Source organism: Hymenobacter crusticola (assembly GCF_002154225.1).
Lineage (GTDB): Bacteria > Bacteroidota > Bacteroidia > Cytophagales > Hymenobacteraceae > Hymenobacter > Hymenobacter crusticola.
The window spans coordinates 490,593-506,860 of sequence record NZ_MTSE01000001.1; the positions used below are offsets into that span (position 1 = coordinate 490,593).

Annotated in this window: 10 protein-coding genes and 1 tRNA gene; 7 read left to right on the plus strand and 4 right to left on the minus strand. The window is 53.2% G+C overall.

Annotated elements, in window-relative coordinates; genetic code table 11:
* Positions 1 to 14 precede the first annotated feature (14 nt).
* The 7 genes from BXP70_RS02005 (at position 15) to BXP70_RS02035 (ending at position 11,157) form a co-directional block, all read left to right on the plus strand.
* Complete coding sequence (locus BXP70_RS02005; RefSeq protein WP_086592326.1) at positions 15 to 1,310, plus strand: O-antigen ligase family protein; 1,296 nt, start codon at positions 15 to 17, stop codon at positions 1,308 to 1,310.
* A gap of 27 nt (positions 1,311 to 1,337) precedes the next feature.
* On the plus strand, positions 1,338 to 2,366 hold the full coding sequence (locus BXP70_RS02010; RefSeq protein WP_179197548.1) for a nucleotide-diphospho-sugar transferase: 1,029 nt from the start codon (positions 1,338 to 1,340) through the stop codon (positions 2,364 to 2,366).
* 144 nt (positions 2,367 to 2,510) lie between these two features.
* Positions 2,511 to 3,692, plus strand: coding sequence for a glycosyltransferase family 4 protein (locus BXP70_RS02015; RefSeq protein ID WP_086592327.1), 1,182 nt, complete (start codon positions 2,511 to 2,513; stop codon positions 3,690 to 3,692).
* A gap of 186 nt (positions 3,693 to 3,878) precedes the next feature.
* Positions 3,879 to 5,165: a glycosyltransferase family 4 protein gene (locus BXP70_RS02020; RefSeq protein ID WP_086592328.1), complete on the plus strand. Its 1,287-nt coding sequence runs from the start codon at positions 3,879 to 3,881 to the stop codon at positions 5,163 to 5,165.
* Between the two features lie 47 nt (positions 5,166 to 5,212).
* A complete protein-coding gene (locus BXP70_RS02025; RefSeq protein WP_086592329.1) occupies positions 5,213 to 6,052 on the plus strand; it encodes a glycosyltransferase family 2 protein in 840 nt (279 codons plus the stop codon).
* A gap of 153 nt (positions 6,053 to 6,205) precedes the next feature.
* Positions 6,206 to 7,426 (plus strand): hypothetical protein, encoded by a 1,221-nt coding sequence (locus BXP70_RS02030; protein ID WP_086592330.1) that lies wholly within the window; start codon positions 6,206 to 6,208, stop codon positions 7,424 to 7,426.
* Positions 7,427 to 8,382: 956 nt separating this feature from the next.
* Positions 8,383 to 11,157: an Ig-like domain-containing protein gene (locus BXP70_RS02035; protein WP_179197549.1), complete on the plus strand. Its 2,775-nt coding sequence runs from the start codon at positions 8,383 to 8,385 to the stop codon at positions 11,155 to 11,157.
* Positions 11,158 to 11,245: 88 nt separating this feature from the next.
* On the opposite strand, the gene BXP70_RS02040 is transcribed toward BXP70_RS02035, so the two are convergent.
* From BXP70_RS02040 to BXP70_RS02055, 4 genes are all read right to left on the minus strand, one after another.
* On the minus strand, positions 11,246 to 12,001 hold the full coding sequence (locus tag BXP70_RS02040) for a WecB/TagA/CpsF family glycosyltransferase (RefSeq protein WP_086592332.1): 756 nt from the start codon (positions 11,999 to 12,001) through the stop codon (positions 11,246 to 11,248).
* A 169-nt stretch (positions 12,002 to 12,170) separates the two neighbouring features.
* Positions 12,171 to 13,568 (minus strand): undecaprenyl-phosphate glucose phosphotransferase, encoded by a 1,398-nt coding sequence (locus tag BXP70_RS02045; protein WP_086592333.1) that lies wholly within the window; start codon positions 13,566 to 13,568, stop codon positions 12,171 to 12,173.
* A gap of 613 nt (positions 13,569 to 14,181) precedes the next feature.
* Positions 14,182 to 14,254, minus strand: a tRNA-Met gene (locus tag BXP70_RS02050).
* Positions 14,255 to 14,391: 137 nt separating this feature from the next.
* Positions 14,392 to 16,260 (minus strand): BamA/TamA family outer membrane protein, encoded by a 1,869-nt coding sequence (locus BXP70_RS02055; RefSeq protein ID WP_179197550.1) that lies wholly within the window; start codon positions 16,258 to 16,260, stop codon positions 14,392 to 14,394.
* Between the last annotated feature and the right edge of the window lie 8 nt (positions 16,261 to 16,268).

Genomic DNA, 16,268 nt, shown 5'->3' on the forward strand with positions numbered 1-16,268 from the left:
CAGCGTCTGGTGTCATGAAAATTCGCTTAAACTTTCTCCGAATCTTGCCCATGCTGGCGGTCTTTTGCACCTGCTCAGTGTTCTGGGAATTCCTTTATGGCTCCATGGTCGACCAAGAGCCGGAGCAGCTAAAGTATCTTAACTACGCCCTGCTCGGGGGCGGCCTCGCTTGCGTTATCCTCTTCTGGCGCTACATGCAGCCGATCGTGAAGAAGTGGTTTTTTGCCTGGGTCTGCGTGATTATGTGGCTGGTGCTGGAATCGTACGCGGGTTGGAACTCGTGGCTCGTGTATCCGCACGTGTTCAACAAGTTTTTCGTGCTGCTCATCACCTTCGGCCTCTATGCCTTTCATCGGCGCTACGGCATGCCGCCCTTCTCGCAGCTGATCAACGTGTTGGTACTGGTGCTGATGGCCAACCTTCTGATTTTACACCGCGACTCGCTGAGCTTGAACGCCTTCGTGGAGAATGAGCGAGGCTTCAATTCCTCCTCAGCGTATCTGCTGGTGATTGTGGCTTTGTTCTTCCTGAACCGCTTCTTGCTGCGCAATTCTTTCACGGCACTGTTGGTTTTTTTCGTCTGCATGCCACTGATTGTGTTCTTGCAGCACCGCTCTGTCTGGATTGCTACCATCATTGCCGTTCCGGTCGATCTGCTATTGCTGCGCCTAGCCAAGACGACGCGCTTCTCGCCAGCGAAGATGATTTTATTGATCGGCTTGCCCGCCATTCTAGGCTCACTGGGCCTGACGATGATTGTGCTGGATAACCCAGAGGTGGTATCGCGCTTCGAGCAAAGCATCGACGACATTGCCAACGCCGACAAACAAGGCACCGGCAGCTGGCGCCTCAAGCAAATTGAGTCGTACATTCCGCTGGTCCAGAAGCGCCCCATCGCTGGCTGGCGCCTGGAGGGCTTCGATGTGCCGATGCAGTTTTATGACCCTAGCAGCGACGCACCCATGTGGCCCGACCACACCGGTCACCACTTCCACAACTTCTATCTCGACCGCGCCTTTTACTTCGGCATCCTAGGTATCCTGCTGGTGCTGCTGGTACCGTTCATCAGCGTGGGGCGGCGTCTATTGAAGTCGCGGCGCATGGATTCCGATACGGCGGCACTTGTCGCCTACTTTGGCAGCCTTATTGTTTTCGGCACTTCCTACGATTGGTCTACTTATCACTTTGGCTTGCTCGGCCTGATAATGGCAGCCGTGGCTGAACCTGTGCCCGCTCCGATGGCGCTCGATACCCCCACGAATCCATTACCAGAACTAGAAGCGCAGCCTTCCGCCTTGGTGCCCGCTTAATATCTCCTTCGCTAACTCCGTCGTCCCATGCCTCAGTCCTACACACCGCAACCCGAGGCGGCCCTCCAGACTCCGGTTCTTCTCTTGGTTTTCAACCGGCCCGATACTACACGCCGGGTGTTTGAAACGATCCGTCAGGCACGTCCTACGCGGCTCTACGTAGCGGCCGATGGTCCGCGCGCCAACCGTCCAACTGACGAAGCGCAGTGCGCCGCCACCCGGGCCGTGGTGCAGGAAGTAGACTGGCCGTGCCAAGTGTTTACGCTTTTTCAGGAGCGCAACTTGAACTGCGGCATTGCTCCCATCACGGCCATCAACTGGTTTTTCAGCCACGAAACGGAGGGCATCATTCTGGAAGACGACTGCGTGCCAGCACCTAGCTTTTTTCCTTACTGCCAAGAGCTGCTGGCCCGCTACCGCGACGATACCCGCGTGATGCACATCGGCGGCAACAACTTCGGCTCGGAAGCCCAAGAGCCCCTTACGCCAGGTGCGCCTTCTTACTATTTCTCTACCCAGCGCAACAGCTGGGGCTGGGCCACGTGGCGCCGCGCTTGGGTACTCTATGACTATAACCTCACAGGTTTCCAGGAAGCGGTGAAAACAGGTGCGCTCGACAGCATGTTCACGAGCTCGCTGGAGAAACGCTACCGTCTCTCAAAGATGGCGGCTGTGCTGCGCTTGCCCCAGCCCGCCGACGTGTGGGATTATCAGTGGGAATACACCATTGGCATGAACTCGGGTCTGTACATTGTGCCGGCGGTGAACCTAGTAGGCAATATCGGTTTTGGTAACAATTCCACCCACACCCACGACGATGGCGACATGCTAGGCGCTGTGCCTGCCCGCGACCTAGCTTTCCCGCTGGTACACCCGGCCTACGTGCGGCAGGATCGGCAGCGTGACCGGAAGCGCTTCAACGAGTTTTTGCGCAGCCGGGTATCGGCGATCATGCGCCGCATCTTCGCTGGCCAAAAGCCCGTGGCTTCTAACCTGCAAAGCCCTACCACGAAGCCCAAGACCACAGCGGAGCAACCTAGCCCAGTACTGCGGTAGCAGTACCTACTTGTGTACCCTCGTTAACTGGTCTGGAACGGCTCGCTGCAAACGACACCAGTGAAGTTAAAAGACACAAGCAGGCCTCTCTACACAACCTGCAAGAGCTACGAACGTAGTATTCATAAATATTAAAACATAACTATGTTCATTGGCATAGTAGCTCCTATCGCAACGAGTGACCTGCTGCCGGAAGCGGCTTGGCAGGGCAAATCGTACCCGCAAGGGCGTGCGGGGGCTCCTCTTATCAGCAATCTCATCAAGGAATACATTAGGCGCGGGCATCGGGTAGTGGCTATTACCATCGACGAGCAGATGGACGACGATAGACCACCTTTCGTGTACCAGGAAGGGCAGCTGACGTATGTGGTGGCGCCTTGCCGCAAGCGCACCTTTCGCCAAAACGGCAAGCGGATCGGCCGCAACATCGACTTCTACCGCTTCGAGCGCAAGCAGATGCTAGCTTTGCTGCGGCAGTACAAGCCGGAAGTAGTGCACGCCCACTGGACCTACGAATTTGCCCTAGCTTCATTAGCGTATACCCCCAACACCATCACTACCGTCCACGACAACGCGCAGGTAATTTTCAACTATGTCCGGACGCTGAACCGCTTTTTCCTACTGCTAATGGCGCGCTACGTGTTCCGCAAAGGACGCTGGTTCACGGCCGTCTCGCCCTATATGGCCGAGTCAGTGCAGCCTTGGACGCGGGAAAAGGTGTTTGTGGTAGCTAACCCCGTGGTGTTACCCGGCCCAAACCTAGAACCTAGGCCCCCACAGGACAAGCCCATCATCAGCATCGTCGTGAATGGCTGGGACGACCGCAAGAATTCCAAAATGGCCTTGCTCGCGTTCAAAGAAATTCAAAAGCGCCACCCGCAAGCGGTACTGTGGGCCATGGGCACAGCCTTCGAACCCGAAGGCCACGCCGTAGACTTCTGCCGCGAGCATGATATCACCAACATCGTCTTCTTCGGCCCTACTCAATACGATGAGGTGCTGCGAAAGATTGCCCAGAGCACGATGGTGCTACACACCTCCCTGGAAGAATCGTTTGGGATGGTGTTAGTAGAAGCCATGAGCTACGGCGTGCCGGTGGTGGCGGGTAAGTACAGCGGTGCCGTTCCGTGGGTAGTAGAAGATGGTGGTGTGCTGGTCGACGTGCGCAATCTTCATGAGATTGTGGAGGCTACCCATCAACTTCTCTCCGATCAGGCACTCTATCAAAGGATATCGAAGCGTGCCCTAGAGGTGGTACAGCACCGCTTTCCCATCCAGAAAATCGCCGACGAATACCTCGAATTGTATCAGAAATATGGCCGCTAACCTAGGTCAGTCCGCCCCCTTCTTACGCCCTACACCTCTTTGCACATCAGACAGCTAGGCAGTTATTTAAGAACAAATAGATAACCTACACCTAACGAAAGCTAGCTACCTGATTAGCAATAAGAACTATATCTTTATCTTACTACCTAAGAACCCTGCACTTAGCGAAGATAACACCCTATCATTATGAAAATTCTTACATCAGCGTATGCTTGCGACCCGACCCGGGGTGGTGAGGAAGGCTTTGGCTTCAGCTGGGCTTGGCAAACTGCTCAGCAAGGCCACACCGTCTGGTGCCTGACGCGGCCCGTTGGCCGCCCCAATATCGAAGCTTACCTAGCTGACCAAGTGCATGATAGCGCCGCTAGCCGGCTCAAATTCGAGTATATAGCCGTGCCAAGGTGGGTTGATTTTCTAGCGCGCTGGCAATTTGGCATTTATCTGCATTACCTGGTATGGCAGTACCTCGCTTGGCGCACCGCGAAACGCTTGGATGAGCGCGCACCTTTCGACCTAGTGCACCACGCTACGTATGGCAGCCTGCAAATGGGCTCTTGGCTATGGCGGCTCGGTAAGCCCATGATCTTCGGGCCGGTGGGGGGTGGGCAACAGGCCCCCAAGGCCTTCCGTGACTACCTACCGAACTGGTACAAGACTGAAATTCCGCGCACGCTCATGAGCCGGCTGCTTGTCACGTTCGACTCGAATGTGCGCAAAAATTTGCAGCATGCCTCCGTGGTGCTGGCCACCAATCAGGAAACGGCTGCCCTCGCGCGCAACCTAGGTGCGCAGCGCGTAGAGTTGTTCCTCGATTCGGGCTTGCCGGAGTCATTTATTCCAGCACAATTCCCAGAGCGGCAGCCCGCTCCAGAGTTGCGCTTGCTTTGGCTAGGTCGCCTGATTAGTCGCAAGGCATTGCCAGTGGTACTGGCTGCTTTGGCGCAAGTAGCCCCCCGTGTGCGGTTCCGCCTTACCATAGTGGGCGATGGGCCAATGATGTCTCTGCTGCCAGGCTTAATTCAACAATATGGCTTAGAAGGCCGCGTGACTTGCCTTGGTACGCTGCCATGGAGTGAAGTACGCCACGCTTACCTCACACACGACGCCTTCATGTTCACAAGCCTGCGCGACTCGTTTGCCGCGCAGTTCCTGGAAGCCATGGCCACGGGCTTACCCATTATCACCCTCAACCACCAAGGGGCCCGCGACTTCATCCCGGCGGCGGCTGGATTGAAAGTGCCCGTCACGACGCCGGAAGAAACCATTGCGGCTCTAGCCCGTGCCGTAGAGCACTTCTATGACCACCCGGCAGCGCGCGAAAACATGGGCCGTGCTGGTTACGCATTTGCCATAACCCAAACGTGGCCCAAACGCGTAAGTCGACTGCTTCAGTTCGCCGACGAAATTGTTCCGGCACAAGCCACCGTTCTTACTCCCCGCTCTCAATCTACCTCCTACTCCGTTCTGCGGTAAAATCTGACTCTAAACCACGGGCTTTTCGCTGCCCCTGCTTTACGCCTATGTTGTACGTTATTATCCCCGTTTTCAACCGGAAGCACTTCACCCGCGAGTGCTTACTCTCCTTGCGCAAACAAACCGACCAGCGCTTCCGCACTGTGGTAGTCGACGACGGATCCACCGACGGCACCGACCAGATGCTGGCCGATGAATTTCCGGAAGTTGAAGTCGTGACTGGCGATGGGAACCTGTTCTGGACGGCTGGGGTGAATGCCGGCATCCGGCGGGCGCTAGAGCTAGGTGCCACTCGCATCATGACGCTCAACAACGACGTGGTGACTGACCCCGATTTTGTAGCTCAAATGCTAGCTGCCGCCGACCGCAACCCGACGGCCGTACTAGGAGCCTTGGAACTTGACGTAGCTACCAGTAAGCCTATCTATGGTGGCGAGCTGCTCGACTTCCGCACCAACACGCGCCGCGACTTGCTGGAGGAACTGAAGCCCGAACAGTTCAAAGGTCTGCATCCAGTTACCTACCTGCCCGGTCGTGGTTTGCTCATTCCCAAAAAGGTGATTGACAAAATCGGCTTGTTCGACGAGAAGCGCCTGCCACACTACCTAGCCGACTTCGACTACACCAGCGTAGCCCGCCGCGCCGGCTTCCCGGTGTACTGCAACTACGACGCGCGCCTCAGCACCTACCCCGACGAGAGCGGCCAAACCCTGACCCGCAAACAACGCAGCGTCAAAGGTTACTACCAGCATTTGTTTGGTATTCGCGGCGGTGGCAACATGGTCAACTTTACACACTTCGCGCTGAAAAACTGCCCGAAGCCTTATTTGCCTTACTTCCTGCTCAATGGCTATGCACGTCGGGTGGTAGGGTATTTTCTGCACTAAGTAACGCCTACCGGTCCGATAGCCAATTGCTGTCGGACCGGTATCATTGCAGTCAGTAGCCGACTGATGCTTGCTAGCCCAACAACCTAGGCACCCAACTTGCGGGCGCCTACTCGCAGCAAGCCATACCCATTAGGCACACCTCTTTACTTCATGGATACTCTTACCGGAGGGCTGCTCTCGGGCCTTGTGGCCTGGACGCTCAGTGCCTGCACGTCGAGCGTGGCGAAGGACGACCACACCATCGTTATCGATAAAGGTGGCACTTACTCAGGCACTTATCGCAGTTCCGATTCTTCGGTGCCGTGCATCCGCATCATCACTACCGAGCCGGTTATCTTAGAGAATTGCATCCTAGCTGGTGCTGGCGACCTGATTCAGGCGCACACGGATGGGGCTGATTTAACTGTGCGCAACTGCCGCGGCTACGGCCTCTTGCCTTCCGTTGACGAACAGGCCCGTGGCCGCTTTATTGATATTGCCAAGGCCAAACACCTGACGGTAGAGCACAATTACCTAGCCCAGACCACCGGCATTGTAGTGTACCGTTGGAGCGGCGACGGCTCTCCTCGGCAAACCTTAACCGTACGTTACAACGAGGTTCGCAACATCGACGGTCGTTTTCGCGACAACAGCGGTAGCACTCATAGCAGCTTTCTGCTCCTGAACACCGTGCAGAACCTAGCTGGAATCGAGGTTAGCTTCAATGAAGTGCAGAACCTGCCGGATGAAAGTGGCGTGGAAGACAATATCAACTTTTATAACTCGTCGGGTACTGCCGAAAGCCCGGCGAAGGTGCACGACAATTACGTACAGGGCGCCTACCCCTATCCCGCCACGGCAGAGCACTTCACCGGCACCGGCATGACCACCGACGGGGACGCTACCACCGCCGCTACTACCACTGCATATGTAGAAGCCTACAACAACCAGTTTGTAAGCACCTGCAACGCAGCTATGAACATCGCTGCTGGCCACGACATCTACTACCACGACAATCGCATGATTACTAGTGGGCTACTACCTACTGGCATCAAACTAAAGGCTACGTACGCTGCTACTGCAGTATTTAACTACTATAAGCAACCTAGCTCGGTCTTTTTTAACAACCGCACGAGCAACAACACCATCGGTTACGTGCGCTGGGGTTCAGCCAGTCCCTACTCTGACCGCCACGACCTCAGCACCGGAAACTGTACCACGTGTACCAACACGGCTCATTTGCCCAACCCTATCACCTTGCAATCTGAGAAGCAAGAATTTACACTTTGGAAGCAGAAACTGCGCCGCCAGCATCTCTACGTGGGACCTAGGTCTGTTGGCCCTGCTAAGCACTCCAAAATAGCACCTGCTACTCAGCCTACCCGCTCGTAACACAGCTGCAAACTACCTCACCGATACAGTCTCAAGTTATACTTATTGAGGGGTCATGTAGCTACTTAGTGTGCCCTACCTAACTAGATTAAGCGGAGATTATGCCTTCCCTAAATGGGTAGAATAAGGCGTACTGCTACTATACTTTACAAAATAAGTTGTAATAAAATTTGGTCATTTTTTCACCTTGCACCAAGTGCAAGAAGATACTTTCCGGCGACGAAATGACCTTGCCAAACAAGCTTTATTACAACGCTGACGCTCAACTGCAATAGTGGAACGCTACCGATTCAGCGCGTCCCAATCCTGCCTTTATTTTGCGTTTTTGCTGCTTTCTAGGCTGAAAATACTTATTGGCCTATGGTACGCAGCTACTGCTTACTACATGTACTCACAACTGAATTTTATAACAAATTCATTACAGCACAGTAGCACGAGCTCCGCAGTAAATAAAATAATATTACAATTTTTGACTATTAAGACCTTACAGAGCAGTACCGCTCAACTTGTTCCAAACAAAGAATTCTTCTTTACCTTTGTACTAGTCAGCAGCTTCTAGACTAGCACTTTTTCAAGCAGATGGCCAACCATCTTACTGCTCTGAGAAGTTTGGATAGAGGTATTTAGTACGCGTTTGCTCTTACAGATAGCTCTCAAGAACAACCTGCGCTACTCTCCAGGAAAGTAACCGTTATCCGGTTTGTCCAAAGGCGAAGGCATTTGTAGCTATTGAAAGGCAACACATCCTAATTTTAGCCTAAATGAGCTTTACTCACGAGTAAGCTCTTGCCGCAGAAAGAAGGCAGACCACTTTGGATCTTGCTCATTTCTTGTCAGTTCTGCTTCGCTTACTCTACCTGGCAGAAATAGAACATAGTTTATGTCGTCTGCTTTGCTCCCCCATCTCCATCCTACCTCTACCACAGCCTAAACCTCTACACCTAAAACACCTAAAAATGCAAAGAGGGAGACCTGCTTTCACACCAAAACCTTACGTACGTTTTTTCACTAATCAACTAGCCGTTTTTGGATTCCTGTTAGCAAATCTGCTGACGTTTGGGAGAACCTCGGCGGTGGCCCAAGCTCCTGAGTTAGCATACGCAGCCCCAGTCACGATTACCAGAGGCGGTACATACACAGGCAATTATCGCAGCCTCGATTCTAATACGCCTTGCGTACGCGTAGCGACAACCGAACCTGTTATCCTTCAGAACTGCACCTTCGCAGGTGCTGGCGACCTAATCGTGACTGGGAGCGGGGCCGACCTAACCGTTCGAAACAGCAAGGGCTATGGTCTCACTCCTAGCCAAGATAATCGGCCACGGGGCCGCTTTGTGGATGCCTGGCAGGCCAAGCAGTTGGTCGTAGAGCATAACTACCTAGAGCAAACCACGGGTATTTTGGCGAACCGCTGGAGTGGCAATGGCTCAGACCAACAGACCATTAAAGTACGCTACAACCAAGGCTTGAACTGTGATGGTCGTTTCCGCAACGGAGGCAAGGAGAACCGCAGTTTCGTGCAGCTCAACACGGTGCAGAACCTAGCCAACATTGAAGTTAGCTACAATGAGTTTCGCAATTTGCCCAACCAGAGCGCCGTGGAAGACAACATGAACTTCTACAACTCATCGGGCACGACGTACAGCCCGATCAAAGTGCATGACAATATTGTGTACGGTGCTTACCCCTACCCTGCCACGGCCTCTTACTACTCGGGCACTGGCATGACCACCGACGGAGACGGCCCAACTGCCAACCTCACCGCAGGCTACCTAGAAGCGTACAACAACCAGTTTGTGAGCACCTGCAACGCGGCCATGAACATTGCCGCCGGCCACGACATCTACTACCACGACAACCGTATGGTTACTAGTGGCGTGCTTACTGACGGTACTAGCCTCAACTCCAACTACGCCGCAGCAGCTATCTTCAATGGTTACAATGTATTAGCTTCGGTATTCTTCAACAACCGCATCGAGAATAACTTGATCGGCTACGTAAAGAAAGGCGCTAATTTTCCTTACGACAACCGGCAAGACCAAGATATCTACACCGGGTCGAACCAGATGCCGAGAACCGGTAACAACCACCTACCCAACCCTATTACACTCGCCACTGAGCAAAATGAGTGGGCACTATGGCAGCAGAAGCTCCAGCAAAACGGCATCACAGTTGGTGTTGAAGGCTCGACGCCAACGCCAAGCCCCGCACCTACCGCCGAGAGTTCAGTGATCAATCCAGGCTTTGAGGCCGACCAAGGACCAGTGCAGGAGCCACAAGGCTGGCTTACGACCACGGGTCAAGGTACAGCTGCCAATGCCGACTACACCGAGACTTACCCTAATGCCCACACCGGTACCTACCACGGCACCCACTACCGCCCTAATAGCTACGAGATATACACTTACCAAACCGTAAAAAACTTAGCTGTTGGTACTTACCAAGCTAAAGCTTGGGTGAAAAGTGCTAGTACGCAGAGCCAGTTGCAAGTCAAAAACTACGGTGGTACTCCGCTAAGTCTCACCATCCCGGCCACTAGTGGGGCGGAAAACGGCGAGTGGAAGCAGGTTATTATCAGCAACATTGCCGTGAGCAATGGGCAGTGCGAGCTAGGTTTCTACACCAATGCCGCCGCAGGTCAGTGGCTCTACTTCGATGATGTAGAGCTGGTTAAGCAAACCTCAACAGCGACCAACGCGGCTCCTAGCGTAAGCCTCACCGCTCCTACTGCTACTGCCGCTAATGTTGCGGTCACGCTTTCAGCCAACGCGACTGACAGCGATGGTAGTATCACTAAAGTGGAGTTTTTCAACGGCGACACCAAGCTAGGTGAGGCTTCTTCTGCGCCTTATCAGCTAAGCTGGACGCCAACCGCTGCGGGTAGTTATTCGCTCACAGCGCGGGCTACCGACAACGGCGGCGCCACTGCTACTTCGACGGCAATAACGCTCACGGTAAGTACCCCATCTCCTACTTCTTCGTCAAGCAACTCGGTGCGTAACTCCGGCTTTGAGGCTGATCGAGGGCCGGTGCAAGAGCCCCAAGGGTGGCAGACGTGGGCAGAACGCGGCGCAGATGCCAACGCCGACTACACCGAGACCTACCCTAGTGCCCACACCGGCACGTACCACGGCACCCACTACCGCCCCAATAGCTATAAGGTGTATACCTTCCAGATTATGCCCAACCTACCCAATGGGCGCTACAGCGTGCGGGCCTGGACGAAAAGTGGCGGCAATCAAAGCAAGCTGTACATTCGCAACTACGGTGGCAGTCAAATCACGACCTCTATTCCAGCAACCTCCGGCGGTGTAAACGGCGAGTGGAAGCAAGTTATCGTCGACAACATTCAGGTTACTAACGGCACATGCGAGGTTGGCTTTTACTCCGACGCTAATGCGGGCGAATGGCTTTACTTCGACGATGTGGAGTTAGTGCAGCAGGATGGTGCCAGCGCACAGAGCCGTATGGCCAATGCCATCGAGCTAAGCTTGTATCCTAATCCAGCCAATGAGCAGCTTACGCTTACGACTTCGTTCGAGCAGGCCGGCACTGTGGACATTGCCATTACGACGCTACAAGGCACCCAAATGAGCCGTCAACAGCAGCAAGTACAAGCAGGCACCCAAACCCTGCGAATTGCGACCAATGACCTGCCGGTGGGCACCTATATTGTGCAGTTGCAGGATGGCTTTCAGTTACGCACCCAGCGTCTCATGATTGAGCACTAATAGCTAGCTTTCTCTCTTCTACGAAGAAGGCTCCCGCTCAACTTGAGCGGGAGCCTTTTTGTTCTCTGTTGCCCCGATGAACAAGGACCTAGCTACCGATTCCGCCGGTTAGCTTCTTGCGAGCCATCAGGTATACGAAGTGGGAGTTGGTCACCAGATAGCGGCGCCACAACCGGCGCGGCTCCAGCCACAATCGATACGCCCACTCCAACCACAGTTTGCGGGCCCATACAGGCAAGCGCTGCTCCAGGCCGGCATATACTAAGAACGCCTGTCCGACGCCTAGCATACACGCTTTTATTTGGTGCTGGTGGTTGGCCATCCAACGTTCTTGTCGGGGGCAGCCAAGGGCCACGAACAGCAAGTCGGGGTCAGCGGCGTTGATGGCAGCTACATCGGCAGCATCTTCTTCAGGCGTAAGCGGACGGAAGGGCGGCGAATAGGCACCCACAATGCGCAAGCTAGGTAGTTCTTGCTGGGCCCGTTTCGTAATAGCTTGCAGCACCTCGTTGGTGGTACCATAAAAGTACACCGACTGGTTGCGGCGAGCTGCTTCTACCAGCAACACTGGCAGAAGATCCATGCCAGCGACCCGGGGCTGCTTTTCTTTGTGAAACCAGCCCACTGCGGCTGCTACCGGACTACCATCAGGCGTCACGAGGTTAGCTTCGTCGAGTACCTTGCGGAACGACGGATCTTTGTGCGCTTCTACCAGCATGTGCACATTAGCGAAGCACACATATGCTGAGGAGCGGGCGGCTCCGAGCTGCAAAATTGTATCTACGAATTCGGAAGGGGAGCCCGTTGAAATACCCGCATCCAGAACGCGTCTTTTAGGCAACATGAATGATTAGATTTAGAGAAGCTCCATTGCATTCCCGTACGTCACGGAATCACAATGGAGCTTCTGCTAGGTAGTAGTAAGATCCGGGTGATTCCGCTTGGCTGATAGCTGCCTATACGGAAAATCACGCCAAAAGATTCAATATTTTATATATTAAGGAAAACCAAGGCTAGTAAGCGTTCTTTTCGCCTTTCACCATGTTCCAAACCGTCTGGCCAATGATTTTCATATCTAGCTTGAACGACCAGTTTTCTACATATTTCAGGTCATACTCTACGCGCTTTTCCATGGCTTGCGGTGCCCGAGTTTCACCACGATAGCCATTCACTTGGGCATATCCCGTGATGCCAGGAGTAACAGCATGGCGCAGCGGATATGTGTGAATATGCTTAGAGTACTCTTCTAGCTGCGAAATCATGTTTGGACGTGGTCCGACAACCGACATATGGCCTAGCAGCACATTGAAGAACTGTGGTAATTCGTCTAGGCTCGTTTTGCGCAAAATGCGGCCAATACGGGTTACGCGAGCATCGCCTTTAGTAGCCTGCAACTCTAGTCCCGACATATCGGTGCGCATTGTGCGCAGCTTGTAGCAAGGGAATAATTGGTTGCGCTTACCTGGGCGTAATTGCTTGAAGAAGATAGGTCCGGGAGAGTCTAACTTGATTAGCAGCGCCAGAATCGGCATGATGATGGGGAAGATTCCGAAGATCACAAAGCCAGAGAAGGCAATGTCGAACATACGCTTGGCCAGTTGATTCGTGCGGAAAGCCAACGGATTTTGGCGCACAGTCAGGATGGGCATATGATCGTAATAGTACACGTTCACATCCGTCTGAACAGTACCCTTGAAGTCCGGGATAATGCGGAACGACACAAAATGATCGTCTGCGAACTTAGCTAGGTCTTGAATTAGGCTGCGATGATCGAGGGGCATTGCGAAGTAGATCTCATCTACTTGCTCATTCTTACAGAACTCTTTCAACTCCGCTATGCCTCCCTTCACTAAATGCTGCAAATTGCTTGGCACTGGCTCGTCGGTGAAGAAGCCGTGGAACTGGTTCCCAACTGGGTCGTAAGAGGTAAGGGTCCGATAAAGCTCCTGCCCGCTGGGGCTAGTACCCACGATAACAAAGCGGCTGTAGGGTCGAGCTAGGTGACGCTGGTAAGCGCGGCGGAAGAAAGCCAACAAGAAGCGCCCCGCTACTACGCCCACTAGCACTAAGCTATAGACGATGACAATGTAGCGTGCGGGCATCCAGTAGACGTTCAGCAGCATAGCCCCCGATAGCAGCAGACCCGCATGCACGAGGAAAGTACGCGCTAAGTTGCGGAAGCGCTCCGGATAGGAAATGAGCTCCCCCGCTCGATAGACGTTGGCATACTGCACCGATAGTATCCACCATAATAACGCAAAGACTGCGTAGAAGAGAGGATAATAACCCGCAAATTGCCAGTTACCTAGGTACGCGTAACCAGCTAAACGGAAAGCTCCAAAGATGATTAGTACGTCGAGAACGGGTAGAATGACCCGGTAAGAATTAGTGTAGTGTGTGTAGCGTTCCATAGAGCCAGAGAGTGTGTAATCAGCTAGCAACAGTCCAGGTGGGTATGGAAGTAGAGAGTAGAGCGGTGGCAATCACTGTCCTAAAATTAGGCGAGTTTATGTTTTAATCAATACGAATTATGATTATTTTTTTGTAAAGTTAAATCATAACTCAGCTAAGTTATACGAATACTTGAGTCGATTATGTTGCAATAATGGAATAATAGTTTTTGATATTAAGAATAACTATCTGATTTACAATAATATAAATATTTTACACACTATTTTTTTTGATAAAACTTAAGAATTAGTATAGTGATTTTCATTTTTTAACTAAAAAAGGATCCCGAAAACGTTTGCAGTACACAAGCACTGACGTTTTTATCAATAAGGCGGGGTATTTTCTGCGAAAGTTGTAACCCTTCATCTACTTCCCTCTTGATAAGTTTAGTAGCGTGGCAAGCTTGTGGTTGAAGAATTATGATCCTTACAGCTACTCAAGCTTTATAAGGAGCGCGTAGCTGTGCTTATTTTACCGGGGAGATTTCTCCTATCTGCACCTGCAAAGCTACTTACTAGCTAGGGCTAAAAGCAAAAGACCGGTTGCCTAGCTAGGCAACCGGTCTTTCTTAGGTAGCGGGGACTGGACTCGAACCAGTGACCTTTGGGTTATGAGCCCAACGAGCTACCAACTGCTCCACCCCGCACTGTTTGGTTCTGCAAATGTACGATCATTATTTAATAAAGAACACCTTGAGATCAAAAAACCCATTAATTCACGCTTACACCTTGATTATCAAAGAGAATATTTTTTAGATACCTAGCGAACACATCCACTTGTTACTCAAAAACGGCTCGTAATACCAAAATGTATCTTGGAAGCATTAGGCGCTAGTCGCTGCCCTTTCGCTTGCCCCATAGAATACACAAACTGAAAGACGCCGGCGCCAGTCCTGAAACTTAACCCAGCGCCCACCCCAGTGGGCGCATCCCAAAACTTACTGTTCACCAAATCGCGGCGCAGATAGGCTTGATCTAGGAAAAGGAACACGTAAGCATCGCTGCCCGTGAACTGCCTAAACTCAGCCGTGCCTACGGCATAGCTATTAGTGTAAAAGTAATTCTCGCTGAAGCCACGTAGAGTTGCAAGGCCGCCAATGCGAAACATGTCGTTCAAGAATAGCCGTTGATTCAACAGCGCTTCCCCACGCACTCGGCCCATGAGTACCCCATTGCTGCCAATACGCACATACTGCTCAATGCGTCCACTCAAGGTAATTTGGTTCGAACGCAGGGCGATTCGGCTATAGAGTGTATCGTTCAGTTCTGGGTTCTTCGTGATGCTTTTGGTCCCGACGGCGCCTTGCAAATAAATTAAAACTCCTTGCCGTGGAAAGTACAAGTCATCTAATCGGTTCCACTCGTAGGCAACGCCGTAGGAGTTGTACTGTGAGTCGATGGTATCGGGCAAGGTGGTGCGCGCTTCTAGCAGCGTGTCGAGCAAACGAGAGCTACGGCGTTCCGTAAAAAAGGTCAGTCGCCCGGCCCGCGCCGTTGGGTAGGTTACTTGCAACCTAGGTCTGACGGTCAAAAAAGCATTGGCTTGCTTATACAGATTAAAGCTAGCCCCTAGCTCCAGGGGTGTACCGAAAAAATTGGGATGCAGATAATGCGCATCCAACGACTGCGTAGCAATATCTACTTTCCGCCATTGCAAGCCCACCTGCTTACCCCCGCCGCGCAGGTTCCGCAGATTAATGGTCACGTCGCCTGTCAGTTGGAGTTTGCGCTGCCCCACCGACGTATTAGAATTTGGCACAACCCCCACGATAGCGTCAAACTGGTTGGCGTTGCGGTCGTCAATCAACAAGTACACGCGCGCCTTGCCTTGCGAGAATCGCACCTCTGGGTCGCCCTTCACCTGCACATACGGTAGTTGGCGCAGCAGCTGCGCCGCGGCATCCACGCGCTGCTGGTTGTAGGGCTGGTTGGGAAAAATCTGGAGGTACTTCGTTAGAAAACGTTTTTTTGTCTTAGAGCTTCCCACAATTTGAATGGAGTCGAACAAGATAACCGGGCCGCGGTCGAGCACAACCCTCGCTTCAATCTCAGCCCCACGCAACGATACCGAATCGAGCCGCACTGCCGCGAACGGATAGCCTTGGGTTTCTGCTTCGCCCACAATACGTTGTTGCAAGCGCGTCCATTCTGTGGGCAGGAATGGCTGGTTGCGGTAGAATTTTTCGCGGTAGCCAGCCCGTGTCATTAAGCCATCACCTAGGTTGCCGTTGCGCAGGCGGGCCCATCGAAACTTCTCCCCGACATACAGCTGCACCACCAGTGTGTCGCGGCCCCAGCGCATGGTATCGGCGGAGGCCGTCAGGTACGCATCGGCTTGTAAGGCAAGAACTAGGTCGCGCACCTCATGCAGGGCCGCCACCGAATCGGGCAGGGTAGTGCGGTAGCGGTACCGGCGAAGTACAGCCCGGTCGGCAGCTTCGGTTTGAAGCCGCAGTGCTTTCGGATGGACCAGCCGGCGCACGACTCGGCGGATTGTATCGCGCTTCGCGGGCGCAGGTGCAGGCATGCCAGCCGTGGTTACTTGACTAGGCGAGGGCGAGGCGGCCGGTGGGGTGATCTGTGCCCACGCCCGCGACGCCCAGCTACCTAGGCACCACACCAGCAGACATACAAAGGGGACGCGGACGTACATTTGCAGTA

Coding starts and splice junctions, on each gene's coding strand:
- BXP70_RS02040 (WP_086592332.1), bottom strand. CDS start 12,001: ATGTTGCCTAAAAGACGCGTTCTGGATGCGGGTATTTCAACGGGCTCC.
- BXP70_RS02035 (WP_179197549.1), top strand. CDS start 8,383: ATGCAAAGAGGGAGACCTGCTTTCACACCAAAACCTTACGTACGTTTT.
- BXP70_RS02025 (WP_086592329.1), top strand. CDS start 5,213: ATGTTGTACGTTATTATCCCCGTTTTCAACCGGAAGCACTTCACCCGC.
- BXP70_RS02020 (WP_086592328.1), top strand. CDS start 3,879: ATGAAAATTCTTACATCAGCGTATGCTTGCGACCCGACCCGGGGTGGT.
- BXP70_RS02010 (WP_179197548.1), top strand. CDS start 1,338: ATGCCTCAGTCCTACACACCGCAACCCGAGGCGGCCCTCCAGACTCCG.
- BXP70_RS02030 (WP_086592330.1), top strand. CDS start 6,206: ATGGATACTCTTACCGGAGGGCTGCTCTCGGGCCTTGTGGCCTGGACG.
- BXP70_RS02045 (WP_086592333.1), bottom strand. CDS start 13,568: ATGGAACGCTACACACACTACACTAATTCTTACCGGGTCATTCTACCC.
- BXP70_RS02055 (WP_179197550.1), bottom strand. CDS start 16,260: ATGTACGTCCGCGTCCCCTTTGTATGTCTGCTGGTGTGGTGCCTAGGT.
- BXP70_RS02015 (WP_086592327.1), top strand. CDS start 2,511: ATGTTCATTGGCATAGTAGCTCCTATCGCAACGAGTGACCTGCTGCCG.
- BXP70_RS02005 (WP_086592326.1), top strand. CDS start 15: ATGAAAATTCGCTTAAACTTTCTCCGAATCTTGCCCATGCTGGCGGTC.